Origin of the sequence: Streptomyces sp. NPDC017520, from assembly GCF_044329855.1 — a bacterium.
In the GTDB taxonomy this organism is placed as follows: domain Bacteria; phylum Actinomycetota; class Actinomycetes; order Streptomycetales; family Streptomycetaceae; genus Streptomyces.
Map to the genome: position 1 here is coordinate 136,723 of NZ_JBIRKB010000017.1, position 25,009 is coordinate 161,731.

At 72.5% G+C, this 25,009-nt stretch carries 29 protein-coding genes; 11 read left to right on the plus strand and 18 right to left on the minus strand.

The features are described 5' to 3' along the window. Window positions 1-6 precede the first annotated feature (6 nt). Window positions 7-1,209 (minus strand): MFS transporter, encoded by a 1,203-nt coding sequence (locus tag ACH4KB_RS31230; RefSeq protein WP_398069281.1) that lies wholly within the window; start codon window positions 1,207-1,209, stop codon window positions 7-9. Window positions 1,210-1,308: 99 nt separating this feature from the next. Here ACH4KB_RS31230 and ACH4KB_RS31235 point away from each other — a divergent pair, with 99 nt between their 5' ends. Both ACH4KB_RS31235 and msrA read left to right on the plus strand, forming a co-directional pair. Further along, window positions 1,309-2,208, plus strand: coding sequence for a LysR family transcriptional regulator (locus tag ACH4KB_RS31235; RefSeq protein WP_398069283.1), 900 nt, complete (start codon window positions 1,309-1,311; stop codon window positions 2,206-2,208). A gap of 76 nt (window positions 2,209-2,284) precedes the next feature. Further along, window positions 2,285-2,950, plus strand: a complete 666-nt coding sequence (gene msrA, locus ACH4KB_RS31240) for a peptide-methionine (S)-S-oxide reductase MsrA (protein WP_398069285.1) — start codon at window positions 2,285-2,287, stop codon at window positions 2,948-2,950. Window positions 2,951-2,959: 9 nt separating this feature from the next. Here msrA and ACH4KB_RS31245 read toward each other — a convergent pair whose 3' ends face one another. Further along, complete coding sequence (locus ACH4KB_RS31245; RefSeq protein WP_398069287.1) at window positions 2,960-3,667, minus strand: TetR/AcrR family transcriptional regulator; 708 nt, start codon at window positions 3,665-3,667, stop codon at window positions 2,960-2,962. 104 nt (window positions 3,668-3,771) lie between these two features. Here ACH4KB_RS31245 and ACH4KB_RS31250 point away from each other — a divergent pair, with 104 nt between their 5' ends. Beyond that, on the plus strand, window positions 3,772-4,686 hold the full coding sequence (locus tag ACH4KB_RS31250; RefSeq protein ID WP_398069289.1) for an alpha/beta fold hydrolase: 915 nt from the start codon (window positions 3,772-3,774) through the stop codon (window positions 4,684-4,686). Window positions 4,687-4,789: 103 nt separating this feature from the next. Here the strand turns inward: ACH4KB_RS31250 and ACH4KB_RS31255 are convergent, their stop codons facing one another. The 5 genes from ACH4KB_RS31255 to ACH4KB_RS31275 form a co-directional block, all read right to left on the minus strand. Then, window positions 4,790-5,242 carry a helix-turn-helix domain-containing protein gene (locus ACH4KB_RS31255; RefSeq protein WP_398069291.1) on the minus strand — a complete coding sequence of 151 codons (453 nt, stop codon included), beginning with the start codon at window positions 5,240-5,242 and terminating at the stop codon, window positions 4,790-4,792. Between the two features lie 152 nt (window positions 5,243-5,394). Next, on the minus strand, window positions 5,395-5,964 hold the full coding sequence (locus tag ACH4KB_RS31260) for a hypothetical protein (protein ID WP_398069293.1): 570 nt from the start codon (window positions 5,962-5,964) through the stop codon (window positions 5,395-5,397). Between the two features lie 153 nt (window positions 5,965-6,117). After that, window positions 6,118-7,506 carry an NADP-specific glutamate dehydrogenase gene (gene gdhA / locus ACH4KB_RS31265; protein WP_398069295.1) on the minus strand — a complete coding sequence of 463 codons (1,389 nt, stop codon included), beginning with the start codon at window positions 7,504-7,506 and terminating at the stop codon, window positions 6,118-6,120. 335 nt (window positions 7,507-7,841) lie between these two features. Beyond that, window positions 7,842-8,024, minus strand: a complete 183-nt coding sequence (locus ACH4KB_RS31270) for a hypothetical protein (protein ID WP_398069297.1) — start codon at window positions 8,022-8,024, stop codon at window positions 7,842-7,844. Beyond that, a complete protein-coding gene (locus tag ACH4KB_RS31275) occupies window positions 8,021-8,212 on the minus strand; it encodes a hypothetical protein (RefSeq protein WP_398069299.1) in 192 nt (63 codons plus the stop codon). Before ACH4KB_RS31275 ends, ACH4KB_RS31270 begins: the two co-directional genes overlap by 4 nt. A gap of 373 nt (window positions 8,213-8,585) precedes the next feature. Between ACH4KB_RS31275 and ACH4KB_RS31280 the strand changes: the two genes are divergently transcribed. Beyond that, window positions 8,586-9,035, plus strand: a complete 450-nt coding sequence (locus ACH4KB_RS31280; RefSeq protein WP_398069359.1) for an RDD family protein — start codon at window positions 8,586-8,588, stop codon at window positions 9,033-9,035. Between the two features lie 38 nt (window positions 9,036-9,073). On the opposite strand, the gene ACH4KB_RS31285 is transcribed toward ACH4KB_RS31280, so the two are convergent. From ACH4KB_RS31285 to ACH4KB_RS31300, 4 genes are all read right to left on the minus strand, one after another. After that, window positions 9,074-9,388: a hypothetical protein gene (locus ACH4KB_RS31285; protein WP_398069301.1), complete on the minus strand. Its 315-nt coding sequence runs from the start codon at window positions 9,386-9,388 to the stop codon at window positions 9,074-9,076. A 43-nt stretch (window positions 9,389-9,431) separates the two neighbouring features. Next, window positions 9,432-10,241, minus strand: coding sequence for an aminoglycoside N(3)-acetyltransferase (locus ACH4KB_RS31290; protein WP_398069303.1), 810 nt, complete (start codon window positions 10,239-10,241; stop codon window positions 9,432-9,434). 187 nt (window positions 10,242-10,428) lie between these two features. Next, complete coding sequence (locus tag ACH4KB_RS31295; protein WP_398069305.1) at window positions 10,429-11,079, minus strand: hypothetical protein; 651 nt, start codon at window positions 11,077-11,079, stop codon at window positions 10,429-10,431. Between the two features lie 217 nt (window positions 11,080-11,296). Then, window positions 11,297-11,680 (minus strand): winged helix-turn-helix transcriptional regulator, encoded by a 384-nt coding sequence (locus ACH4KB_RS31300; protein WP_398069307.1) that lies wholly within the window; start codon window positions 11,678-11,680, stop codon window positions 11,297-11,299. Window positions 11,681-11,780: 100 nt separating this feature from the next. On the opposite strand from ACH4KB_RS31300, the gene ACH4KB_RS31305 reads away from it, so the two are divergent. Beyond that, on the plus strand, window positions 11,781-12,182 hold the full coding sequence (locus tag ACH4KB_RS31305; RefSeq protein WP_398069309.1) for a RidA family protein: 402 nt from the start codon (window positions 11,781-11,783) through the stop codon (window positions 12,180-12,182). A gap of 153 nt (window positions 12,183-12,335) precedes the next feature. Here ACH4KB_RS31305 and ACH4KB_RS31310 read toward each other — a convergent pair whose 3' ends face one another. Both ACH4KB_RS31310 and ACH4KB_RS31315 read right to left on the minus strand, forming a co-directional pair. Further along, the gene (locus ACH4KB_RS31310) at window positions 12,336-13,604 is read right to left on the minus strand and encodes an Ig-like domain-containing protein (RefSeq protein WP_398069311.1); all 1,269 of its coding nucleotides are present in this window, start codon (window positions 13,602-13,604) and stop codon (window positions 12,336-12,338) included. A gap of 235 nt (window positions 13,605-13,839) precedes the next feature. Continuing rightward, the gene (locus tag ACH4KB_RS31315) at window positions 13,840-14,289 is read right to left on the minus strand and encodes a hypothetical protein (RefSeq protein ID WP_398069313.1); all 450 of its coding nucleotides are present in this window, start codon (window positions 14,287-14,289) and stop codon (window positions 13,840-13,842) included. Window positions 14,290-14,397: 108 nt separating this feature from the next. Here ACH4KB_RS31315 and ACH4KB_RS31320 point away from each other — a divergent pair, with 108 nt between their 5' ends. Then, window positions 14,398-14,712, plus strand: a complete 315-nt coding sequence (locus ACH4KB_RS31320) for a hypothetical protein (RefSeq protein WP_398069315.1) — start codon at window positions 14,398-14,400, stop codon at window positions 14,710-14,712. 114 nt (window positions 14,713-14,826) lie between these two features. On the opposite strand, the gene hutH is transcribed toward ACH4KB_RS31320, so the two are convergent. Beyond that, complete coding sequence (hutH, locus tag ACH4KB_RS31325) at window positions 14,827-16,377, minus strand: histidine ammonia-lyase (protein ID WP_398069317.1); 1,551 nt, start codon at window positions 16,375-16,377, stop codon at window positions 14,827-14,829. 122 nt (window positions 16,378-16,499) lie between these two features. Here hutH and ACH4KB_RS31330 point away from each other — a divergent pair, with 122 nt between their 5' ends. After that, window positions 16,500-17,237, plus strand: a complete 738-nt coding sequence (locus ACH4KB_RS31330; RefSeq protein WP_398069319.1) for a translation initiation factor IF-2 — start codon at window positions 16,500-16,502, stop codon at window positions 17,235-17,237. Window positions 17,238-17,343: 106 nt separating this feature from the next. On the opposite strand, the gene ACH4KB_RS31335 is transcribed toward ACH4KB_RS31330, so the two are convergent. From ACH4KB_RS31335 to ACH4KB_RS31350, 4 genes are all read right to left on the minus strand, one after another. Further along, the gene (locus ACH4KB_RS31335) at window positions 17,344-18,498 is read right to left on the minus strand and encodes a diguanylate cyclase domain-containing protein (protein WP_398069321.1); all 1,155 of its coding nucleotides are present in this window, start codon (window positions 18,496-18,498) and stop codon (window positions 17,344-17,346) included. A gap of 103 nt (window positions 18,499-18,601) precedes the next feature. Then, complete coding sequence (locus tag ACH4KB_RS31340; protein WP_398069323.1) at window positions 18,602-19,414, minus strand: enoyl-CoA hydratase/isomerase family protein; 813 nt, start codon at window positions 19,412-19,414, stop codon at window positions 18,602-18,604. A gap of 175 nt (window positions 19,415-19,589) precedes the next feature. After that, the gene (locus ACH4KB_RS31345) at window positions 19,590-20,789 is read right to left on the minus strand and encodes an adenylate/guanylate cyclase domain-containing protein (protein ID WP_398069325.1); all 1,200 of its coding nucleotides are present in this window, start codon (window positions 20,787-20,789) and stop codon (window positions 19,590-19,592) included. 178 nt (window positions 20,790-20,967) lie between these two features. Next, a complete protein-coding gene (locus ACH4KB_RS31350; RefSeq protein ID WP_398069327.1) occupies window positions 20,968-21,837 on the minus strand; it encodes a biotin--[acetyl-CoA-carboxylase] ligase in 870 nt (289 codons plus the stop codon). A 155-nt stretch (window positions 21,838-21,992) separates the two neighbouring features. On the opposite strand from ACH4KB_RS31350, the gene ACH4KB_RS31355 reads away from it, so the two are divergent. The 4 genes from ACH4KB_RS31355 (at window position 21,993) to ACH4KB_RS31370 (ending at window position 24,752) form a co-directional block, all read left to right on the plus strand. Next, on the plus strand, window positions 21,993-23,573 hold the full coding sequence (locus ACH4KB_RS31355; protein WP_398069329.1) for an acyl-CoA carboxylase subunit beta: 1,581 nt from the start codon (window positions 21,993-21,995) through the stop codon (window positions 23,571-23,573). Window positions 23,574-23,613: 40 nt separating this feature from the next. Continuing rightward, window positions 23,614-23,820, plus strand: a complete 207-nt coding sequence (locus ACH4KB_RS31360) for an acyl-CoA carboxylase epsilon subunit (RefSeq protein ID WP_398069331.1) — start codon at window positions 23,614-23,616, stop codon at window positions 23,818-23,820. A gap of 90 nt (window positions 23,821-23,910) precedes the next feature. Beyond that, window positions 23,911-24,039 carry a morphogenic membrane protein MmpB gene (gene mmpB, locus ACH4KB_RS31365; RefSeq protein WP_398069333.1) on the plus strand — a complete coding sequence of 43 codons (129 nt, stop codon included), beginning with the start codon at window positions 23,911-23,913 and terminating at the stop codon, window positions 24,037-24,039. Between the two features lie 101 nt (window positions 24,040-24,140). Further along, entirely contained in the window at window positions 24,141-24,752 is a 612-nt protein-coding gene (locus tag ACH4KB_RS31370) for a Maf family protein (protein WP_398069335.1), read from the plus strand. The last annotated feature ends 257 nt before the right edge of the window (window positions 24,753-25,009 follow it).

Below are 25,009 nucleotides of genomic sequence, written 5' to 3' on the forward strand. Positions count from 1 at the left end.
ACGGGATCACGGCCCGGACGCGGGGGCCCGGCCGACCGCCGTGGTCACCAGCGCACCGGCCACGAGAGCCGCGCCCGTCACCATGACCGCCGTGATGCCGATACGGTCCGCGACCAGCCCGCCGGCCAGCGCCCCGAGCGCGATGGCGCCGTTGAACACCGCGACGAAGAGCGAGGAGGCCGCCTCACGGGCGTCGGGCGCGGCGAGCAGCACCCAGGTCTGGGTGGCCACCGAGACACCGCCGTAGCCGAGGCCCCAGACCGCCATCAGTACGGCCGCGAGGGCCGGGGAGCCGCCCAGCCACGGCAGAGCGGCCAGGGTGAGCGCCAGGACCGTGCCGATCACCAGCAGCGTCGTGCGCGGTGTGTGGGCTGCTCCGGCCCCGGCGAGGAAGTTCCCGGCCACGCCGGCGATCCCGTACACCAGGAGCAGAGCGCCGATCGTGCCCGCGCCGACGCCGGAGACGTCCTCCAGGACCGGTCTGACGTAGGTGTACGCGGCGAAGTGCCCGGTGACCAGGAAGCCGACGACGAGGAGACCGGTTCGCAGCCGGGGGTCGCGGGCCAGCCGCAGCACCCCGCCGAGCGGAACCGCCCGCTCGGCGGGCAGCCGGGGCAGCAGGAGCGCCGCCGCGACCAGCACCACGGCCCCGAGCGCGGCGGCCGCCAGGAACGCGGCGCGCCAGCCCGCGAGGGCGCCGAGGTACGTCCCGGCCGGGACGCCCAGGACGGACGCCACGGCGATGCCGCTGAAGACCAGGGAGGTGGCGGCGCCGGCGGACTTCGCCGGGACCAGGCGCACCGCGAGCCCGGCCGCGACGGCCCAGACGCCGCCCATGCCGACGCCGACCAGCACGCGGGCGACGACCATGGTCCCGAAGTCCGGCGCCCAGGCCGCACCGAGGTTGCCGGCGGCCAGCACCGCAACCAGCGCGCACAGCGCCGTACGCCGGTCGGCGCGGCCGAGCAGCGGGACGAGGGCGGGGGCCGAGAGGGCCGCGACGAGACCGGTGATGGTGAGCGTCAGACCGGCCACGCCCTCCGGGACGCCGAGCGAACGGCCCATCGGCGTGAGCAGCCCGACGGGCAGCATCTCGGACGTGACCACCGTGAACGTGCCGAGCGCGAGGGCCACCACCCCCGGCCAGCCGTTGGGCACGGGCGCCGGCCGGACGGCCGGGGCGGTCGGGGATTCGTGAGCCTGTGTCATGCCTCCAGCCAACCGGGGGCGGTGGGCGGGAACAACGGCCGGACTCTCATCCTTCTATGAGCTGCACTCATCGGTCCGGACCAGGGAGGCGGGGCGCCCATGAGCAATCCGGAGATCCGGGAGCTGGAGGCCTTCCTCGCGCTGGCCGAGGAGCTCCACTTCGGCCGCGCCGGGGAGCGCCTCTACCTCTCGCAGAGCCGGATCAGCCAACTGCTGCGAGCCCTGGAGAGCCGGATCGGCGGCCGGCTGGTCGACCGCACGAGCCGCCGGGTCCGGCTCACCCCGCTCGGCGAACAGCTCCACACGGGTCTGCGCCCCGCCTTCGACGCGATCGTCACGACGATCGACGAGGTACGGGAGGTGGCTCGGGGTCTGGGGGGCGTGTTCCGGGTCGGCTTCCAGGGCACGGCGAACGACCCGTTCCTGCGGGCGGTCACTTCCTTCCGGGACGGGCATCCCGACTGCGCCGCCGAGATCGTGGAGATCCCGCTCTCCGATCCGTTCGGCGCGGTGCACCGGGGCGAGGTGGACGCGGCGGTGGTGCTGCTGCCGGTCCGGGACGACGCGCTGGTGATCGGTCCGGTCTTCTCGGTCCGGCCGCTCACCCTCGCCGTCTTCGACCGGCACCCGTACGCGCGCCGCACCGCCATCGACGCGGAGGAGCTGGCGGGCTGCCCGCTCATCGGCGTCTCCGGGGCGGCCCCGGAGTACTGGCGGCTGGTCCAGGCCCCGGTCGTCACGCCCGGCGGCCGCGCGATCCCGGCCGGGCCCGCGGTGAGCAGCCTCCAGGAGGGGTTGGCCCTGGTGCGGGCGGGCCGGGGCGCGATGCTGCTGTGCGACCCGACGGCGGACTACTACGGCAGTCACGCGGTGGCCTTCGTCCCGGTGACCGGCCTCCCGGACTCCTCGCTCGCGCTGGTGTGGCACCGGAACCACGAGACGGCCCGAACCCGTGGTTTCGCACGGGCGCTGGCGGACGTCGCCGGTGCCGCCGGGTGAGCGGCGACCGCCCGGAATCCCGGCGGCCGCTCCCGTGTTGTACGTACCGAACACCGACCCCCGGAGGAGCCCCCGCATGTTCCTGAACCACCGCACCCCCGAGCTCCCCACCCCGGAGCAGGCCCTGCGCGGCCGCCCCGTCCCCGAATTCACCGTCCCCTCCCGCCACACGGTCCTCGGCAACCCGCTGGTGGGCCCGTATCCGGAAGGCCTGGAGGTGGCGGACTTCGCGCTGGGCTGTTTCTGGGGTGCGGAGCGGAAGTTCTGGCAGACGGAGGGTGTCTGGACGACGCTCGTCGGCTACCAGGGCGGCTACACCGAGAACCCTTCGTACGAGGAGGCCTGCTCGGGCCTGACCGGGCACACGGAGGCGGTACGCGTGGTCTTCGACCCGGCCGTCGTCCCGTACACGGAGCTGCTGAAGCTCTTCTGGGAGTCGCACAACCCGACCCAGGGCTTCCGCCAGGGCAACGACGTGGGCACCCAGTACCGCTCCGCGATCTACACCCACTCCCCCGCCCAGGCCACGGCCGCCGACGCCTCCCGCGAGGCGTACCAGAAGGTCCTGACGGCGTCGGGCCACAAGGAGATCACGACGGAGATCCTCCCGGCCGAGGGCCGCCCGTTCTGGCCGGCGGAGGCGTACCACCAGCAGTACCTGGACAAGAACCCGGGCGGCTACTGCGGCATCGGCGGCACGGGGGTCTCCTGCCCGATCGGCGTGGCCCCGGTCGAGGGCTGATCCAGGGACTCACTCCTCCGCCGTCCCCTGGCCGAGCATCGCCGGAAGCAGCCGCCGCAGCAGCGTGACGAACAGGGCGTCCCGGTCGCCCGGCGGTGCGCCGGCCGAGGTGAGGGCGGCGAGGAGGTGCGGGTGGCGGCCCTCGGCGGCGACGGCGGCCAGGTGGGCCGCCTGGGCGGACCGGTCGTCGCCGCCCGTCGCGCCGGTCGCACGGCGGGCGAAGAGAACGGCCAGGGCGCCCAGGAGGCCGATGGCCTCCAGCTTCGCTCCGGCGGTGCCTGGCGCGGGCGCCAGGATCCCGAGCGCGTGGTCGAGGTAGTCGATCGCGTGCGGGCCCAGCACCTCGCCCCGCCGGTCGTTCAGGTCGGCCAGCCAAGGGTGCCGGATGTGCGCGTCCCTGGACTGGAGGGCCAGGCCGACGAGATCGTCCAGCCAGTCACCGCCCGTGGCGCCGGAGAGGTCCAGTTCGCCCGCGACCGCGTCCGCCATGAGGTCCAGCAGCTCGTCCCGGCTCCCCACGTAGCGGTAGAGCGAGGCCGGCCCCGTACCCAGCCGTTGCGCGAGCGCGCGCATCGACACGGCCGACAGGCCCTCCGCGTCGGCGAGGGCGAGGGCCGCCGCCGTGATCTGGTGGCGGCTCCGTTCGGGTGCGGGGCCACGCGTACCCCGCTCGGGGCGTGACCAGACGGTCGTCGGCCGGGTCTCGCGATCAGCCACGGTCCGCCACCTTCCCTCAGGGCCCCTGTCCGGGCTCCGGAACTGGCTGTAGTCTAATACCGCGAACGCCGTTCGCAGTATTGCTGCCCCCGGAGGAGCCCGCCATGACCTGGACCGAACGCCGCTTCGCCCGCAACGGTGCGGTCGAGCTCGCCTACGACCGCCTCCAGGAGGGCGCGCACGGCGAACCGCTGCTCCTGGTGATGGGTCTCGCGGTCTCCCGGCACTGGTGGCCCGGGGAGCTGTGCGCGGCCTTCGCCGACGCCGGCTTCGCCGTCGCCCGCTACGACCAGCGGGACGCGGGCGAGTCCACCCGGCTGCCCAAACGCACCGCCGGGGGCAACCCCTTCGCCGCCCTGGCCGCCGGCCGCGGCGCGGCCTATACCGCCGAGGACATGGCCGACGACGCCGTCGCGGTCATGGACGCGCTCGGCTGGGAGTCGGCCCACGTCTTCGGGCACTCACTGGGCGGCGTCGTCGCCCAGCGCGTCGCCCTGCGCCACCCGGGCCGGGTGCGCACGGTCACCTCGTCCGCCGCGCTCCCCAGCGATGTGGGCGGGCTGGGAGCCTTCCGTCATCTGCGGCTCGGCACGCTCGCGAAGTTCGCCCGCATCAAGCCCGCCCTGGGCCGGGAGGAGCGGATCGCGACCGGGCTCGCGGTGGCCCGGCTCGTCGCCTCGCCCGGCTACCCGTTCGACGAGGCGGAGGCCCTGGAGCGGATCACCGCCGACGTGGACACCGGCATCGCCGACCCGGACGCCCAGTCCCGCCAGGTCGGGGCGTCCTGGCACGGCCCGTCCCTGGCCGAACTGCGCGCCCCCGCACTGGTGTTGCACGGCACGGACGACCCGCTGCTCAAGCCCTCCGCGGGCCGGGCCACCGCCGCGGCGATCCCCGGCGCCCGGCTCGTCCTCCAGCCCGGCGTCGGCCACGACATCCCGCGCGAGCGGCACACCGCCGTCGCCGCCGAGGTACGGGCACTCGCGGACCGGGCCGCCCGGACCGGCGACCGTCCGTGACGGCCCCCCGGGCCCGACGGGCTCCGCGTACCGGCCCTCCCTCGGTTCAGGCGGGCGCACGCAACGCTTTCGGGGGCAGGCGGCCGCGTAACGCCCTCTCGGGTCAGGCGGCCAGCAGCAGCACGCCACCCGTCGGGCCCGACGGGCGCATCGCACCGGCCGAACCCGCCGGGCCGGTCGACCGCACGGACCGCCGGCCGCCGGCCGCACTCGACCCGAGCGAACGCGGCCGGGACCGTGCGGCCGTAAGGCTGACCAGCCGCTCCCCCGCAAGCGCCAGGACGTCGGCAAGGCTCAGGCCGAGCGCCTGGGCCGCGGCGGCCAGCACCTCCGAGGAGGCCTCCTTGAGACCTCGCTCCACCTCGGAGAGATACGGCATGGAGATCCGGGCCGCCTCGGCGACGTCCTTCAACGTCCGCCCCTGGGCTTGCCGTTCGCGGCGCAGCACCTCCCCGACGAGGTCGCGCCAGAGCGGCTCCCGGGGGAGAGCCGGAGCGGCCGCCGGGAGCGGGCGCAGAGGGATCACGTCGGCCTGGTTCGTCGCTCGGATGCTCACCGTCCCCAGCCTAGGAGCGTGACGCCGCCCCGGCACGGGTCGCGCGTTGCGCTCCGGGCGGATCTGCTGGTGGCGAAGTCGCGTGACAGATGACCGGCTCCGGGGACGGCCGGTCCCGAGAGAGGACGGCGGTTCGAGGAGACCATGCGCGCTCACCCGCCGACGGCGACGGCGGTTCGACGCCGGTAGTAGGCAATCGCGAGAACAATGGTGATGGGCCCCCAAGCGGCGAGGGGGGTGCCGACCACCATCGCCAGCGCGTCCCAGGCGCCGTTGGCGTACCCGACGGAGTCGACGACGCCGTACAGGGTGAGATCGCGACCGCCGCCCAGCGGGACGGCGGTGAACAGAAAGGTGAGGATCAGGCCGCCGAGGACGGCGGGGACGACGGCCGCCATCGGCCGGACGCGTCTGCCGCCGATGAACGGTATCCAGGCGGGCGCCACCTCTCCCCAGCCCCGGACCAGCCCGATGGTCAGGATCGCGACCACTTCCGTCAGCACGCTGAGCCCGAGCACGTACGGGATGCTCAGCCAGTAGGCCGGAAGGCTGCCGTCCTGAGCCTCCTGCCCCATCGTGTAGTGCACGGCGAAGGGCAGCCGCCACACGCACGCCGGCAGCAGAAGCAGCGGTAACGCGTAGGCCAGGCGCATCGCCCAGCGAGGAACGGGCCGCTCGGTGTCATCGACGGACGGGGGCCGGTGCAGGATCTTCAGCGTCATGACTCCACCCTCGGGGAGCAGGTACGCCATGGAATCCCCCGAGCGAGCCAATCCGCTCCCCCGCCCGGGGGAGACCGCACCTGGCGGCCTCACCCTGGCGGCGCAGCGGTTGCGGCGGCGACCACACCGGCACCGGCGCCTCACCCCGTACGGTCAGATCAGACCCTGCGCCAGCATCGCGTCCGCGACCAGCTCGAAGCCCGCGATGTTCGCGCCCACCACGTAGTTGCCGGGGCTGCCGTACCGCTCGGCGGTCGTGTAGCAGGAGTCGTGGATGTGCCGCATGATCTCGGCGAGCCGCTCCTCGGTGTGGGAGAAGGTCCACGAGTCCCGGGACGCGTTCTGCTGCATCTCCAGCGCGCTCGTCGCGACCCCGCCCGCGTTGGCCGCCTTGCCGGGGGCGAAGGCGACGCCCGCCTCCTGGAACACCCGGACCGCCTCCGGGGTGGTGGGCATGTTGGCGCCCTCCGCGACCGCCTTGACCCCGTTGCGCACGAGGGTCAGCGCGTCGGCCTCGTGGAGTTCGTTCTGCGTGGCACAGGGCAGGGCCACGTCCACGGGGACCGACCACACCCCCGTACCGGGGACGAACCGGGCGTGCGCACCGCGCCGTTCGGCGTACTCCGAGACCCGGCCCCGGCCGGCCTCCTTGATCTCCTTGAGGAGGGCGAGGTCGATGCCCTTCTCGTCGACGACGTAGCCGCTGGAGTCCGAGCAGGTCACCACGGTCGCGCCGAGCTGCTGGGCCTTCTCGACCGCGTAGATGGCCACGTTGCCGGAGCCGGAGACCGCGACGGTCTGGCCCTCCAGCGACTCGCCACGGCTGCGCAGCATCTCGGCGGTGAACAGGACCGTGCCGTAGCCGGTGGCCTCCGTACGGGCCTGTGCGCCGCCCCAGCCGAGGCCCTTGCCGGTGAGGACTCCGGATTCGTAACGGTTGGTGATCCGCTTGTACTGGCCGAAGAGGTAGCCGATCTCTCGGCCGCCCACGCCGATGTCACCGGCCGGGACGTCGGTGTACTCCCCCAGGTGACGGTGGAGTTCGGTCATGAAGGACTGGCAGAACCGCATGATCTCGGCGTCGGACCGCCCCTTGGGGTCGAAGTCCGCGCCGCCCTTGCCGCCGCCGATGGGCATGCCGGTGAGGGCGTTCTTGAAGATCTGCTCGAAGCCGAGGAACTTCACGATGCCGAGGTTGACCGACGGGTGGAAGCGCAGCCCGCCCTTGTAGGGGCCGAGCGAGCTGGAGAACTCCACCCGGAAGCCGCGGTTGACGTGGATGTCGCCGGAGTCGTCCGACCACGGCACGCGGAAGATCAGCTGGCGCTCGGGCTCGCACACGCGCTCGATGATGCGCGCGTCGATGAACTCGGGGCGCTGGGTCAGCACCGGTCCGAGCGTCTCCAGGACCTCACGGACCGCCTGGTGGAACTCCTTCTCACCCTGGTTGCGGCGCAGGATCTCGGCGTAGAGCGGCTCGATGACGCGGGCCGCGGCATCGTGCGTGCGGGTGGAGTCGGGCGAGTCGGGGATGACCGGCATCTGATCAAGACCTTCCGTGGTCGGCTCGTGCGCGTCGACGCCCCCGCCCCGGGGAGCGCCACCGGTCCGCCTCCCCCGCCGGAGCCCCGTGGACTCCCTCCCGGGAGGACCACGCGGCCGGCGCCCGGCAGGGTGATAGGCAGGACCGTCGTACGATCCGATTGTCCCGTGCGGCCCGATGATCTTCGAGGACCATCCATATATTGGCCATGATCAGCCGTTTTGATCAGCGCCCGGGCCGCCGCGCAGGGCCCGGAACAGGCCCGGTCCAGCGTTCCGGCGGCCCGCGCGGCCCGGCCCCGCTGCCCCCGCCACACCCCTCCGAGTGGCCAAGGTCACATTCCGGATCGGCTCTCGCGGGGGCCTCGCAGCACCCAGAGCCCGGCGCCGGAGGCGAGCACGACCACGCCCGAGACGACACTCAGAGCCGTTTCGAGGCCGTCCTTGTCGACCGCGAAACCGAGGAAGACGTTGGCGAGCAGCGCGGCGGACAGGACGAGCCAGAGCAAGGACTTCATGACGGGATGCCTCCGTGTTCGGTGATGCGTCCAGCCTGTCGGCAGGGGCGCGCCGCGAGGAGGGAGCGGGCCCCCGTATCGGGGTGCAGCAGGCTGCACCCCGCCCCCGCGAGCAAGCGGGCGGGGCCGGGGTCGGGGCCGGGGTCGAGGTCGAGGTCGAGGTCGAGGTCGAGGTCGAGCGGGATCATGGCCCGGGCCGCCGGAAAGGCGCGCGTGCGGCCTGTGGGCGGCAACCGTAATGGCCCCGTGAAAACAACGCCGGGGCAGCGGAGTTACCCGTCAGGAACGAGGACACCTCGGCTGACGATCAGTCATGATGCCCCCATGACGAAGCCGCGGGGGCGTCGGCGAGGGCAGCCTCCTGACGCATTACGGGCGCTGTACGGCGTACGCCGGGCCGGGGTCGGCGCCGCTCGGCCCCGGCCGGCCCCGCCCGCGACAGCGGGCCGGTCGCCGCGCGGGGACACGATTCCCCGGGCGGCGTATCCGGCGTACGCCCGCTCGGCGTACCCCGCCCCCGCGCCCCGGGGGCAGCCGCGTGTCCCCAAGGGCACGGGCGACATGCGGCGCTACCTGGCGATCGGCCTCGACAGCTACCTGTGCCTGCTCGCCGTCGGACTCCTGGTGCGGTCCTGCCTCAACTCTGGCGGGACGGGGCACGCGGTCGCCCTGCTGGTCGTCCAGTTGGTCACGCTGTCGTTCGCCAACCAGGTGCTGCTGACGATGGCCGTCCGGGCGAGCGCCGGAAAGCTGATCATGGGGGTCCGGGTGATCCGGCTGCCCGACGCGGGGAGGCCGGGATTCCGCCTGCTGGTACGGCGCTGGCTGTACGGGCTCCTCTGGCTGCCGAGCCGCCCCTGGCACCTGCTCCGCGGCCCGGCGGCAGCCGACGCCCCCGAGAGGCCCCCGGGCCGTCACTCCGAGGCGCCGGAGGACCTCGCGGGCGTGCGTCAGGTCCGGCACAGCGATCTGCGGTCGTACCGGGCGGCGATGCGGGGGCGTACGGACTGAGCCCGCTCCGTCGAGCTCTCGGGTGGGAAGGCTCCCCCTCAGCGCCAGTCGCCGGTGATCCAGGCGACCAGGCGGGGGTGGGCCGTGTACGGGTCGCACTCGACGATCGTGCTGCTGATGACGAAATCGTAGGTGACGACCTGCCCGACGTCGCGGGCCGTTCGGGCGAAGCCGTCGGAGAAGTCCCCGGGTTCCCCGATCGTCATCGGCTCGTCGAACGCGGCCGGCGGTTCGTCGTGGCAGCCGACATGAGGGAGAGGCTGGCCGAGGTACCAGCCGCAGACGAAGACGGCGTACAGGGCGGCGGTGGCGCCCAGGTGGCGCGGAGTCAACCAGGCTATCCAGTGAGACACCTGCCGGAGTGTTCCACTAACCGGGTCCCGGGGACGCGGCGGGTCAGACCCTGGCGGCACGCAGCCGATGCCCGGCCAGCCACCCCTCTGCGTGGGCAACAGCCTCGGCCAGTCCGAACAAGCGGCCCACAGCACCGCCGACTTCTCCGCTGACCACTGCCTTGCCCCTCTCGAAGGCCTCCCCCAGGTCATCGAAGCGGTCGTCGGAGATCGCGGTGTCGCGCACCGTCATCCAACGACGTCCCCGGGCGGTCATGACCGCGAAGGAGTTGTCGACCTTGAGCCCCGGAACTCGGTATTCGGCAAGGTGAAACGCCGTGCACGACGCGAAGTCCGTACCCAGGAGAAGGATGCGCGCTCCGCCTTCTTCGAGCCGCGCCAGTGGGCTGCGTTCACCGAGCCGGCAGTCGAGTGCGTGGCCGTCCACGATGTCGGCGGCGCGCGGACCCACGGCGGCGAAGGACGTCTGCGGATGGCGGCTGCGGAGAGCCCCCGGCCAGGTCCGGACGGTCTCCGGGACCACACCGACGCCAAGGGTGGGTGTGGTGCGCGCGTCGAAGGGCGGCATCGCCGCACGGATGTCCGCCCACCACGCCTCGGGCACGGGCCTGTTCTCCCAGGAGGCCGGATCGGAGTTGTTTCCCGAGTACGTCGGAACAACCAGGGTTCCCTCGTCGCCGAGAACATCGAGCAGTGCCATGACGACGGCAACGGGACCGCCGCAGACCCAGCCGAGCGAGCTGAGGGAGGAGTGCACCAGGAGCGTTTCGCCCGGCCTCAGGCCGAGCGCGCGCAGGTCCGAGGCGAGCGAATCACGCGTACACATCGGGCCGGCCGAGGCTTTGTGAGGCATGGTCGCTCAGTGTCCTGGTCGTAGGGCCACCGCACCACAGGATTTCCGGGCCGTCGTCGTCGCCCGAAGGGCGGCGCACAGCAGCGCCGACCGGGCGCACGTCCTCCTACCGGGCGTACTCGGACGTGTGCCCGGGGCGGCGAGAGTGCGTGCATGGCGCCGCGGGGCAGCGGGAGCTCGACCGGACCTAGCACGCGCTGCCGTCCTCCAACGGCATCAGCGGCCCGGCCGTCGCCGACCGGCGTCGGCGCCAGTACGCGTACGTCAGGATGCCGACCATGGGGCCCCACAGGACCAGAGGGACGTAGGAGGCATAGAAGTAGACGGTCTCCCAGCCGCCGGCCCTGCTCGGGAAGTCGGCCGGCAGCGGATCGCCGTTGGTCTTGGACTGGGTGACCGTGGTGATGATCGCGATGACCGTGAAGACCAGGGTCAGGATCGTCGCCCCGATCGTGGCCGGGACGACCGCGGCGGCCGTCGGTACCCGCCGCCCGCCCCATCCCGGCATCCAGCGCGGGAACACCTCGCCCCAGCGGGCGACCAGCCCGACGGCTGTGAAGGCGAGGACCTCGGAGATGAGGGTGAGGAGGACGACGTAGCCGTCCATCGCCCAGTCCGCGACCGACCCGCCACGCTTGTCCGCGGTGAACAGCACGCCCAGGCGCCAGATCCCGGACGGGAGCACCACCAGCGGCACCGCGTAGGCGACCCGGCGGGCCCAGCGCGGCACCCCTGCGGCGGGCTCGTGCGCCGCACGCCACGCCCGAGGCAGGCGGCCCTCGCGGCGTGGCGTGGTTGCTGCTTCGTCGGTGGTCGATGCCGGCCTGGCCTGGAACATCCGCGCTCCTCACGTCGACGCGGGCCGGACCGGCCCGTGCGCTTCGAGACTCGCAGCGGGCGAGGCCGGTCAGGATCGCTCCGCAGACCGAACAACCTCCGCCGGGCGGGCGAGCACGAATCCGGACGCTCCGCCCCGGGGACGACGGGCCACCGCAGGACGACTCGACCGTGCGACCAGGTTCACCGGCGAGGGAGAGGGTCTCGCCGCGTGCCCGTCAGGCGTCGAAACGGCCGCGTGCACTCTCGATGTGACCGAGGTGCTGGTGGGTCCAGCCGCACAGGGCGTCGACCGCGGTGCGCAGGGCCCGGCCCGGCTCGGTGAGGGTGTACTCGACCCGCGGCGGCACGGTGGGGTACACCTTCCGGTCGACCAGGCCATTGCGCTCCAGCATGCGCAGGTTCTGGGTGAGCATCTTGTGGCTGATGCCCTCGACCTCGTTCCGCAGCTCGCTGAAGCGCAGGGTGCGCTCGCCGAGCGCCTCGATGATCAGGAGCGCCCACTTGTTGGCAACGTCCGAGAAGATCTCCCGCGCCAGGGAGTCCGCGCGCCGCAGGTCGGCGTCCTCGGGCAGGCCCTTGAGCAGTTGCTTGGTCACCATGAGGTTCCTCAGTCACCGAAAAGTGCGTTCTTCCAGGTCAGCCGTCACTCTCCTACAGTTTCCGAGTAACTACAAGAGAGCAAAGGGAAGGGCGAGCACCGTGGCCACCATGGATGTCTTCACTTACAACGTGCCGGCCGAGAGCGACTTCGGCTACGCACAGGCGATCAGGTCCGGCGAGCTGATCCACGTCTCCGGACAGCTCTCGTTCGACGAGGCAGGCGAGTTCCTCCACGCGGGCGACTTCGCGGCCCAGCTCAAGCAGACCTACGCCAACACGGACAAGGTCCTGGACCACTACGGCGCCACCCGGAACCAGGTCGTCTCCCAGACCCTGTACGTGGTGAACCTGCGGCAGAATGCCGCGGCGGCGGCGGAGGGCAACCTGGGCTACTTCGGCGACCACCGGCCGGCCAGCACGGTGGTGGGCATCACCGAGCTGACCTTGCCCGGCCAGGTCATCGAAATCAGCTTCGTCATCGACACGAGACTGCCCGCTTGAGGTCTCCGCCTCGTACGGCCCGCGTCCTTACGGGGCTGGACACGGCGTTGCGGGGGCGCCGGACACGCCGAAGGCGGCGGCCCCGGAGGGTTCCGGGGCCGCCGCCTTCGGGCGGGGACGGGGGGGGTGCCGAGAAGCAATGGCGGGGAAGGATCAGGCCTGGGAGCCGGCCGTCCACTCGGCCCAGCTCATGTTCCAGCCGTTGAGGCCGTTGTCCGGGGTGATGGTCTTGTCCGGGGAGTTCTTGACGATGACCACGTCGCCGATGAGGGAGTTGTCGTAGAACCAGGCGCCGGGCGCGCTGGAGTCGTTCGCGCCCTTCACATCGGCGAGGCCCACGCAGCCGTGGCTGGTGTTGGCGTTGCCGAAGATGCCCTTGCCCCAGTAGTTGCCGTGGATGAAGGTGCCCGACGTGGACAGGCGCATGGCGTGCGGCACGTCCTTGATGTCGTACTCGCCCTTGCCGTCGTCATCGGTGAAGCCGACGGTGGCGCCGTTCATCCGGGTCTCCTTGTGCTTCTCGGAGATCACCATCTGACCGTTGTACGTGGGGTTCTCGGGCGAGCCCGCGGAGATCGGGATCGTCTTGAGCGTCTTGCCGTCGCGGGTGACCGTCATCGTCTTGGCCTTGACGTCGACGGTGGAGACCTGGTTGCGGCCGACCTTGAAGGTCACGGTCTTCTGCTGGACGCCGAAGACGCCGTCCGCGCCCTCGACGCCGTCGAGGGCCAGCTTCAGGGTGACGGTGGAGCCGCCCTGCCAGTAGTTCTCCGGGCGCAGATCCAGGCGCTGGGAGTTGAACCAGTGGCCGACGACTTCCTGGCCGCTGCTGGAGGTCACGGTGATGCCGGCCTGGACGGCCTTCTTGTCCGTGATCGCCTTGTTGAAGTTGATCGAGACGGGCATCCCGACGCCGACCGTGGAGCCGTCCTCGGGGGTGAAGTTCCCGATGAAGCTGTTGTCGGGCGAGACGGTGGTGAAGGAGCTGTTCTCGTGGGCCTCGCGGCCCTTGGAGTCGGCCGCCGTGGCGTCGATCTTGTACGTGGTGGACCGCTCCAGCTGGCCCGCGGGCTTCCAGCTGGACCCGTCGGCCGCCAGCGTGCCCTCGACCGGGTCGCCGGCCGCCGTGGTCATGACGACCTTGGTCAGCTTGCCCTTGGCGACGGTGACCTGGGCCGCGTTGTTGATGCTGGCGTTGGTCGCGCCGTTCTTCGGCTTGATCGCTATCTGCGCCTCGGAGGCGTCCGCGGCTGCCGCCTTGTCCACCTCTTGCTGCGACGACTCCGAACTCCCGGTGTTCGTCCTGCCGCCCTTGTCGCCGTCGTCGCTACAGGCAGAAAGCACCAGCACGCCGCCGAGCAGTGCGGACATGGCCATGAGGCCCCTGCGCCGCTTGCTGTCCGTCATCACACGCTTCTCCATCGTCGCCGATTCCCCAGAATCCCCGGACGGGGCCGCCAGGCCGCTATTCCCCGTCAATGTTCCAAGAACACCCGGAAAGGGTGCTCCGTTCCACATCCATGACAGATGTGGGGAACACCACTCATCGACGCGGCCCCGGCAGCGGTGGTTCCCGCGCCCCGGCCTCTCTTTCCGCCGGCGCCCGGCACGGCCCCGGTCCGCCGGTGAGCGGGGCCGGGGCCGGTGTTCTCACAGGTCACGCCCGCTGCGCGGGGGCACCGTCCTCGCCGTCGTCCGTCCCATTGTGCGCGACCGCGTCGCCATACCCCTCCTCCTCGTCCCCGTCCGGCGGCAGGAAGAGGTCCTCGTCGCCGTCGTCCGCGCCGTCCCAGCCCTCCGCGTCGGGGTCGTACTCGATGCCTTCGCTGCTCCAGGAGGCCTGGGCCAGCTCGACCCCGGGCACCTCGCTGACCAGGTCGAAGGGATCGACCAACGAGGCGAGGGCCTCCGCACCGTCTGCCCGGACCGTGGCCTCCGCATGCATCCGCTCCTCGGCCGTGTCGCTCCCGGCCACCGCCGCGACGGGCTCCCCGTACTCGGCGGCGATGGATTCGAGGGCGGTACCGGTCAGGGCGTCGAGGTCGGTGACCTCCAGCACCATCTCCACGCGAAGTCGAACAAACCTGGATGTCTCTTCTGTGCTCATAGGCCGGAGCGTAAGGCCCGGCGGGGCCACGACTTTCCACCGACCCGCTGCTTTGCTTAGCATCGGCCCACGGGGCTAACTCATGGTTGTCGCAAGGGGATCGAATCTGTGTCCGTCGCTCGTCGCACACTGCTGACCGCCACCGCCGCAGGCACGCTGCTGGCCGCTCTCTGGTTCGTCCCGTCGGCCAACGCGACCGGTGAGGACGGCGTTCGGGACACCCCGGCCGCCGCGTCCGGCCGAGCCGCCGAACAGCCCGCCGGGAGCCCCGACGACGTCTCCGGCGCGCTCCTCGCCGACACCGGGCCGGGCCCGGACACCACGCCGTATCTCATCGGCGGCACAGCCCTGTTGGGCCTCGGCGCAGGCTTCGTCACGTACTCGGTGCGCCGCGCCGGGTCGGGGGCGCGCCCGGCGCTCTGAGCATTCCGTACGTACACGGGAGGGCTCCCGCGACGATGACGCGGGAGCCCTCTCTTCCGTGCGTACGGGGTCTTCCGTGTGTACGGATCTCCCGTGCGTACGTACGGGGCCGGCTCAGGCCAGCGGGCCCGTGACCGGTTCCACGGCCGCGACCAGGCGCCCCTCCCGTACGAACGTGTCGGCGGCGGCCAGGTCCGGCGCGAGGAAGCGGTCCGGGCCCGGGCCCTCGGCGCCGGCGGCCCGCAGCGCGTCCACGGCCGCCTGCGAGGCGGGGGCGGGGGCCAGGCCCTGCGCGGCGCGGATCTCGACGGCGCGGGTCGCGGCGTACAGCTCGACGGCGACGATCCGGGCCAGATTGTCCACGGCCGTACGGAGTTTGCGTGCGGCGGACCAGCCCATGGAGACGTGGTCCTCCTGCATCGCGGAGGACGGGATGGAGTCGGCGGATGCGGGGACCGCGAGCCGCTTCATCTCGCTGACCAGGGCGGCCTGGGTGTACTGGGCGATCATCAGGCCCGAGTCGACCCCGGCGTCGTCCGCGAGGAACGGCGGCAGACCGTGCGAGCGGTTCTTGTCGAGCAGGCGGTCGGTGCGGCGTTCGCAGATCGAGCCGAGGTCGGCGGCGACGATCGCGAGGAAGTCCAGGACGTACGCGACGGGCGCGCCGTGGAAGTTGCCGTTGGACTCCACCCTGCCGTCGGGCAGGACCACGGGGTTGTCGACGGACGAGGCCAGCTCGCGGCCCGCGACCACGGCCGCGTGGTCGAGGGTGTCGCGGCCCGCGCCGTTGACCTGGGGGGCGCAGCGCACCGAGTAGGCGTCCTGGACCCGGGGGGCGTCATCCTGGTGGTGGCCCGTCAACCCCGAACCGGCCAGCACCCGCAGCATGTTGTCGGCGCTGACGCCCTGGCCGGGGTGCGGGCGGATGGCGTGCAGCTCGGGGGCGAGGACCTTGTCCGTGCCGAGCAGCGCCTCCAGGGAGAGGGCGGCGGTGATGTCGGCCGAGGTGTAGAGGTTCTTCAGGTCGGCGAGGGCCATGACCAGCATGCCGAGCATGCCGTCGGTGCCGTTGAGGAGGGCCAGGCCCTCCTTCTCGCGGAGCTCGACCGGGGTGATGCCGTGCGCGGCGAGGAGCTCGCCGGCCGGGCGGACGGTGCCGTCGGGGCCCTCCGCGTCGCCCTCGCCCATCAGGGTGAGCGCGCAGTGCGAGAGCGGGGCGAGGTCGCCGGAGCAGCCGAGCGAGCCGTATTCGTGGACGACGGGCGTGATGCCCGCGTTCAGTACGTCGGCCATGGTCTGCGCGACCTCGGGGCGCACGCCGGTGTGGCCCGAGGCGACCGTCTTCAGCCGGAGGAACATCAGCGCGCGGACGACCTCGCGCTCGACGCGGGGGCCCATGCCGGCCGCGTGGGAGCGGACGATGTTGCGCTGGAGCTGCGCCCGCAGTTCCGGGCCGATGTGGCGGCTGGCGAGGGCGCCGAAGCCGGTGGAGACGCCGTAGACCGGCTCGGGCTTGGCCGCGAGCGCGTCCACGATGAGACGGGAGGCGGCCAGGGCCTCCACGGCGGCGGCGGAGAGCTCGACCCGGGCGCCGTGGCGGGCCACGGCGACGACGTCCTCGGCGGTGGTTCCGGACGTCCCCACCACAACAGTGTGCATATCCATATTCAGCAGCGTACGTATTGAAAGCCTTCATGTCACTAGTGGTGCCGCGCAGGGCCCCTTACGGGACAACGTGAGTACCTGAGCGCCTTGCCCGCCGCGCGCGCTGCCGGGAGGCTGCACCCATGCGTCGATTCCTGCTGCTCGCCCCGTTGTTGCTGTTCGCCGTCTCCGGCTGCGGCGTGCTCCAGTCATCGGAGGGCGAGGCCACGGACTCGGCGCGGGACGTGGCCAGGAAGGCGGGCGAGCGGCTCTACGGTCAGCGTCCGCGCACGTCGGAGGAGGTCGGGTACGTCGCCTCCGGCATCGAGGGGGTGGAGGTACTGCGGGTGAAGGGCACCTCGACCCGCGACGGGGACGGCATCGAGGTGACCGTCCGCACCTCCGGTACGGCGTACCACCAGATGTTCGATCCCGAGCCGGTCACCGTGCGGCGCTGCTTCGCGGTACGGGTGTCGCCGAAGTCCCGGTGGCGCGAGGACCCACGCGACGTGGACTGCCCGGACGGCCCCCCTATGGCCTTCGCCTCGCCGCCCGAACCGCCCGCGCTGCCGTACGAGGAGCTGCGCGCGAAGCTCCCCCGGGTGCCGGAGGGCGGCCGGGTGGACGAGGCCGAGGTGCGCCGGGCGGTCGCCGCGCTGGACCTGGACGAGGCGATCCGGACCGAGGTGAGCGCGGGCGACGACCGGGTCGGTGTCCTCCTGTCGGTGGAGGGCAACGGTCACGACCCGCAGGACTGCGTCCTCGGCCGGGTCAGCCCGGGCGCCACCGAGGTGTGGGGGCCGTCACGGATCCAGCGGATGCGCGGTGAGGGCGGCTGCACCGTCCAGAACGCCCTGGAGCCCATGCCGCCGCCGCACTGAAGACCCGCCGCGCCACCGCAACTCCGGGACCGCCGCGCCACCGCGCCCCGGGACCGTCACGCCCGCGCGCGTCCCGCCCGGCCCGCACGCGGCGGCACACCCGGGATCACGGCCTGTTGCCGCGCAGCCTGCGCCGGTCGTGCGCGGACTTCGGCGGGGAGTCCGCGAGCCGGATGACCTCGCCGTCCCGCCCGGCCACCACGGGCCCCGGCGAGCGGGCGGCCTTGGCCCGGTACTGGGCGGCGTCCGCGAGCCGGAAGAGCCTGCGGGCCGAGCGGACCGGGCCGATCGGGTCACCGGTGGAGGCGACCCCGCAGGCGACCCCGTCGCCCAGCTCGATCACCGCCGCCCGGTCGCACAGCTCGGTGGCGACGCCGACCACCGCGTCGGCCGGGGGGCCCGCCGCCAGCAGGCAGAACTCATCGCCGCCCAGCCGGGCCGCCAGCGCCTCCGGCAGCATCGCCCCGCACAGCGACAGTACGGAGCCGAAACGTTCCAGCAGGCGGTCGCCGACAGCGTGGCCGTGGGTGTCGTTCACCGCCTTGAGGCCGTTCAGATCGCAGACGACAAGGCTGACCACCGTGTCGTCGACACGGTGCCGCTCGACGGCCTCGTCGAGCCGGATGTCGACCGCGCGGCGGTTCGCCAGACCGGTCAGCGGGTCGGTGAAGGCCAGCTTGCGGACCTCCTCCAGGCGCTCGGTCTGGGCGATCCCGGAGGCCACGACGGCGGCGAGCACGGTCGCGAAGTTCGCGTCGGCCCGGTCGAAGACGGGCTGCCCGGCCGGCCGCGCCACATACAGCTCGCCCCACGCCCGGCCGTGCAGCACGATCGGCGCGACCACGCAGCAGCCCCGGCCGCGCCGCCGGAGCGCCGCGACCCGCTGGTGACAGTACGGGCGGGCGCCGCGCGCCGGACCGCCCGCGCCGGGCTGCCCGTCGGCGGTCTCCACCCAGGCGTCCGGCTCACCGCCGCCGGCCCAGCGCTCGTGCAGGAACTCGGTGATCTCCGGGAACTCATGGACCGGGTAGGCCTCCTCCTCGGGGAACTCCTCCTCCCCCTCGGCCCGTTGGCCCGCGTTCACCAGCACCCGCAGCCTGCCCCGGTCCCGCTCCCACACGGAGAGCGCGGCGAAACTGCCGCTCAGCGCCTCGCAGGCGCCCAGCGCCGCCGCCCGCCACGACTCGCGCGGCGTGTAGGCCGCGGCCATGGTCTGCGCAAGCGAAACCACGGCCCGCAGCCGCTCATCGTCACCACCCATCCCCACAGCTTATGTAGATTTGTCCCTTTTTGATCAGTTTGAAGCGTAACTAATTTCAACTATCTTCCGGCAGTGCACTCACTCTGCGTAACGGACATTCCGTTCACTCGCCGGGCCAGTCGGGGCGCCGCTTCTCGTTGAACGCGGCCACCCCCTCCGCCCGGTCCCCGGAGAAGGCCACCGACCGCCAGGCCGCGTCCTCGACCTCCAGGCCCGCCCGCAGATCGAGCCCCTGCCCCAGCCGGAGCGCCTTCTTGGCCGCGCGCAGCCCGACCGGCGAGTTGGCGGCGATCCGGCCGCCCAGCGCGAGGGCCTCCTCGCGGTCCCGGCCCGCCTCGACCAGCTCGTCGACCAGCCCCAGCTCGCGGGCCTCGGCGGCCTCGACGCGGCGGGCGCTGAACACCAGCTCGGCGGCGCGCGCCGCCCCCACCCGGCGCGGCAGCAGCTGCGTACCGCCGCCGCCCGGGATCACGCCCACGGACACCTCGGGCAGTCCGACCACGGCGGTGGCGTCGGCGACGATCACATCGCAGGCGAGGGCGAGTTCGAAGCCGCCACCGAGCGCGAAGCCGTGCACGGCGGCGATCACCGGCATCGGCAGCTCCAGGACCCCGGTGTAGGCGGCGCGGGCGGTGGGCCGCTGACGTACGAGGTCGGCGTCGGTGAAGGAGTTGCGCTCCTTGAGATCCGCGCCCACGCAGAAGGCCCGCTCGTGGCTGGAGGTCAGGACGGTGGCCCGGACGTCCCGGTCGGCGCCGAGTGCGGCGCAGGCGGCGGCGATGGAGCGGGCCATGTCGGTGGAGACGGCGTTCATGGCCTTGGGCCGGTCGAGGACCAGTTCGGCGACGTGGTCCTGCCCCTCGTGCCGTCGCACGACGACGAACTCCCCGTACCGCTGCTCGGACGTGACGGTCATGCTGCACCCCTGTCATGGACGGCCTGTTAACGAGCGTTACCGTCACGGATCCTAGACAGGACGAGCCCGCCCCCGACAGGGCGGGACCGGGACGGGGACGGGGACGTAACGACCGGGACGGAGGCGCGACGACGGAGGCTTGACGGCAGGGGCGCGACGAAGGGGCGTGCCGCGCTCAGGAGCCGGTCTTCCCCCGCCGGGCCAGCAGCCACGGCTCCACCACACCGAGCCCGCGCACCGGGCGCTGCCACATCGGCTGGAGCCCGAAGCGGTACGTCGGCAGCGGCGGCTCGTCGTCGGGCTCGCGGCCCTCCTTCTCGGCGACCCGGGCCCGTTCGGCGGCGGCCGCGACCGCCTCGGCGGCCTGCGCCTCGGATTCCGGGGCGTCGCCGTGCCGGATCAGCTCCTTGGCGAACGCCCCGTCGACCAGGACGGCGTCCTTCGGCGCTATCGAGGTGAGCCGGCTGGCGAGGTTCACCGTGGTGCCGAAGACATCGCCCATCCGGGTGGTGACCGTGCCGAAGGCGATGCCGACGCGCAGGGCGGGCATCGTCTCGTCCTGGGCCATGGCCTCGATCAGCCGGAGCGCTATCTCGGCGGCGGTGCCCGCGTCGTCGGCGGCGAAGAGGACCTCGTCGCCGAGGGTCTTGATGAGCCGGCCGCCGTGCGCGGCGACCAGGTCGGCGGCGGTCGTCTCGAAGGACTCGACCAGTTCGCCGAGCTCCTCCTCCTCGAGGCGCCGGGTCAGCCGGGTGAAGCCGACCAGGTCCGCGAAGCCGACGGCGAGCCGCCGGTCGACCATCTCCTCGTCGTCCGCGGCCTGCACGACCCGGCCGGTGGCGGCGGCGAGCTGGCGCCGCCACACGTAGACGAGGAACTCCTGGAGCTCCGGGAGCAGCAGTTCGACCAGCGGATACGTGACCTCGGTGCGGGTCATGCCGGGCTCGGGCGGCTCGGTCAGCCCCTCCAGGAACGAGTCGATCTGCCACTCGGCCAGCCGGGCGGTGGTCTGCCCGGTGGAGCGGGCGACCTGGATCGCCATCGGCTCGCTGAGCAGCCCCGCCTCGACGAGACCGGCGAGCCGGCGCAGGGCGAGCACGTCGGCCTCGGTGAGCGCCTTGGCCTGGCCGATGTCGGCGAAGCCCATGGCCCGCCAGAACCGGGAGGCCAGGTCCATGGAGACCCCCGCGGTGCGGGCCGCCTGGAAGGGCGTGTAGCGCCGGTCGGCCCCCAGGATCAGCGCTTCGAGGCGGATGGCGAGGGGGTCGTCGGTCGGTTCCACCGTGTGGTCGACCTCGTGGTGGGGTGTGGCGTGGACCGAGGAGTCCGACCCGGGCTCCTCACCCGCGCCGGACGTCGTGTCGCCGACGGTCACCAGCCGCCTCCTGCCCGTTCCCTGCGCACTGCCCTGCCGATCTGTCGCTGGATCGCCTCAACGATACGGCAGGTGTGCCCCAGCTCACGTCCTTGGTTGTCCGTCATCGGTGCGTCGCGCGTGATATCTCAGGCATACGCGGTATCCACCGGTACACCCGCCGGAGGCACTCGGCCGGTCAGGTCAGGCCGCCCGCGGCGCCCCGCAGGTGGACGACGTCCCCGGCCGACACCGGCCGCTGGAGACCGCCCTCTGTGGAGAGGACGAGACGCCCGTCCCCGTCGATCGCGACCGCCTCGCCGACCAGGGACGTCCCCCCCGGCAGCTCCGCCCGCACGGTCCGGTCCAGCGTCGCGCAGCCTGCCGCGTAGGCGGCCTGGAGCCCGCTCGCGGCCGCGTCGCCGTCCGCCGCCTTCCACCGGCCGTACCAGTCCTCCAGCGAGCGCAGGACGGCGCGCAGCAGGGTCTCCCGGTCGGTGGAGACCGCACCGGCGAGCGCCAGCGACCCGGCGGTGGCTGCGGGCAGCTCGTCGGCGCGGAGCGAGACGTTGATGCCCAGGCCGACGACGATGCCGTCCCCGGCGAACTCGCCGAGGATGCCGCCCGTCTTGCGTTCCTCCCCTTCCACCACGACCAGCAGGTCGTTGGGCCACTTCAGCGACATGTCGACACCCGCCGACTTCGCGAGCCCGGTCGCGGCGGCTACCCCGGCGAGCAGCGGCACCCACCCCCACCGCTCCACGGGGACGTCGCCGGGCTCCAGGCAGACCGAGAAGAACAGCCCGGAGCGGGGCGGCGCGGTCCAGGTCCGCTCCAGCCGTCCGCGCCCGGCGGTCTGCTCCTCGGCGACCAGCACCGTGCCTTCGCCCACCGCCCCGCCACGGGCCCGTCCGGCGAGGTCGGTGTTGGTGGATCCGGTGGACTCCACGACCTCCAGCGACGTCCACAGCGCGTCCGGCCGCAGCAGTCCGCGCCGCAGCGCGGTCACGTTGAGGGGCGGCCGGTCGAGGTCCGACCAGCGGTTGCGTGGCGCATCCTGGGGTGTCATGCAACCCAGCCTAGGTGTGGCAAAGGACGCACTGCCTTTCCGGAGGCGCGCCGATACCCTACGAGTCAGTAGCCAGAGCCGGACTGACGGCTGGCCGTCCCCCCGTGACCGGTGCCAGACGTCGTCCCCGTGACCAGGCAGGGAGCCGCCCCCCGATGTCCGAGCCGCTAAGCGACATCCACACCACCGCGGGCAAGCTCGCGGACCTGACGCGCCGCATCGACGAAGCGACGCACGCCGGTTCGGCCCGCGCGGTCGAGAAGCAGCACGCCAAGGGAAAGCTGACGGCCCGTGAGCGGGTCGAGCTGCTGCTGGACGAGGGCTCCTTCGTGGAGCTCGACGAGTTCGCCCGGCACCGCTCCACCAACTTCGGCATCGAGAAGAACCGCCCGTACGGAGACGGTGTCGTCACCGGTTACGGCACGGTCGACGGCCGCCCGGTCTGCGTGTACTCGCAGGACTTCACGATCTTCGGCGGTTCGCTCGGCGAGGTCTACGGCGAGAAGATCGTCAAGGTCATGGACTTCGCGCTGAAGACCGGCTGCCCGGTCATCGGCATCAACGACGGCGGCGGCGCGCGGATCCAGGAAGGCGTCGTCGCGCTCGGCCTGTTCGCCGAGATCTTCCGCCGCAACGTGCACGCCTCCGGGGTGATCCCGCAGATCTCGCTGATCGTCGGCCCGTGCGCGGGCGGTGCGGTCTACTCCCCCGCGATCACCGACTTCACGGTGATGGTCGACCAGACCTCGCACATGTTCATCACCGGTCCCGACGTCATCAAGACGGTCACCGGCGAGGACGTCGGGTTCGAGGAGCTGGGCGGCGCCCGTACGCACAACACCACCTCCGGGGTGGCGCACCACATGGCGGGCGACGAGAAGGACGCCATCGAGTACGTCAAGTCGCTGCTGTCGTACCTCCCGTCGAACAACCTCTCCGAGGCCCCGGTCTTCCCGGAGGAGGCGGACCTCGCCACCACCGACGAGGACCGCGAGCTGGACACGCTCATCCCGGACTCGGCGAACCAGCCGTACGACATGCACACCGCGATCGAGCACGTGCTGGACGACGGCGAGTTCCTGGAGACCCAGGCCCTGTTCGCGCCGAACATCATCACCGGCTTCGGCCGCGTCGAGGGCCACCCGGTCGGCATCGTCGCCAACCAGCCGATGCAGTTCGCCGGCTGCCTGGACATCAACGCCAGCGAGAAGGCGGCGCGCTTCGTCCGCACCTGCGACGCGTTCAACGTCCCCGTCATCACCTTCGTGGACGTGCCGGGCTTCCTGCCGGGCGTGGACCAGGAGTACGGCGGCATCATCCGGCGCGGCGCGAAGCTGATCTACGCCTACGCGGAGGCGACGGTCCCGCTGATCACCGTCATCACCCGCAAGGCCTTCGGCGGAGCGTACGACGTGATGGGCTCCAAGCACCTGGGCGCCGACCTGAACGTCGCCTGGCCGACCGCCCAGATCGCCGTCATGGGCGCCCAGGGCGCGGTGAACATCCTGCACCGCCGCACCATCGCGGCAGCCGACGACCCGGACGCGACGCGGGCCGAGCTCATGACGGACTACGAGGACGCGCTGCTCAACCCGTACGTGGCGGCCGAACGCGGCTACGTCGACGCGGTCATCATGCCGTCCGACACCCGGGCCCATATCGTGAAGGGGCTGCGTCAGCTGCGTACGAAGCGGGAATCCCTGCCTCCGAAGAAGCACGGCAACATCCCGCTCTAGACGCGTTTCGGAAGTCCCGCCTGTGTAGAAAGGTCTGCCCATGATCAAGGTCGTACGGGGCAACCCCACCCCGGAGGAGCTGGCCGCCGCACTGGCGGTGGTCCGGGCGCGCGCCGCGGCGGCGTCCGCCGTCTCGTCCGGCGCTCCGATGCCGCCCGAGCAGTGGTCCGACCCGGGCCGCATCGCCCGCACCGGCAGGCCCCAGCCGGGCCCCCGGGCCTGGGCCCGGACGTACTGGCCGGCCTGAGGCGCGCGCAGCCGCCCCCGTCCGCACGGGGGCGGCTTGTGAGTACCCGTACTCAGGCGTGGGGGCGGGCGGCGCAGCAGTATCGGGAGCATGCTGTGGTCCGATCCCGAGAACAAACCGCCGAAGGAACTGCGCGACGCCCAGGCCATGATGCGCAGAGCGGGCGTCCTGCTGGCGCTGGCGATGATGGTGGCGATGTTCGTCCTCGGCATCCGCTGAGAGGGTGGCGCGGGCCGGGGCGCGTCCGCCCGGTTCGGGGCCGCCCGCCGCCCACCGAGAGCCGGGCCCGTGGCCGCACGTCCCCCGCGCGCCCTTCTACGATGGCCCGCATGACTGATCAGCGCCGTCTCGTGCTCGCCTCCGCCTCCCCCGCCCGTCTCGGTCTGCTGCGACAGGCCGGATTCGCTCCCGAGGTGATCGTCAGCGGGGTGGACGAGGACGCCCTGAGCGCACCGACCCCCGCCGAGCTGGCGCTCGTCCTGGCCCGGGCCAAGGCGGCGACCGTCGCGGAGCGCGCCGAGGCGGCGGGCGCCCTGGTCATCGGCTGCGACTCGGTGCTGGAGCTGGACGGCGAGGCGCTGGGCAAGCCGGCCGACGCCGAGGAGGCCACCGCCCGCTGGAAGTCGATGCGCGGCCGGTCGGGCGTCCTGCGGACCGGGCACAGCGTGATCGACACCGCGTCGGGCCGTACGGCCTCGGCGACGGCGTCCACGGTCGTACGGTTCGGCGAGCCGAGCGACGCCGAGGTCGCCGCCTACGTGGCCTCGGGCGAACCGCTCCATGTCGCGGGGGCGTTCACCCTGGACGGCCGCTCGGCGCCGTTCGTCGACTCCATCGAGGGCGACCACGGCAATGTCATCGGGCTTTCGCTGCCGCTGCTGCGCCGGCTGCTGGGCGAGCTGGACGTCTCCGTCACGGAACTGTGGGTCTGACCGTCACGGAACTGTGGGTCTGACCGTCACGGAACTGTGGGTCTGACCGTCACGGAACTGTGGGTCTGACCGTCACGGAACTGTGGGTCTGACCGTCACGGAACTGTGGGTCTGGCCGTCACGGGGCTGTGGTCCGAGACTTCGGCGGCCCCGCCGACACTTCTAGGCACTGTTTCTCGGATCGCCTGACTTGGGTGGGGTGTTGGGGCCAGGCTGGCTTCATGGGTCGTGGGGATCTGACGAATGCGGAGTGGGAT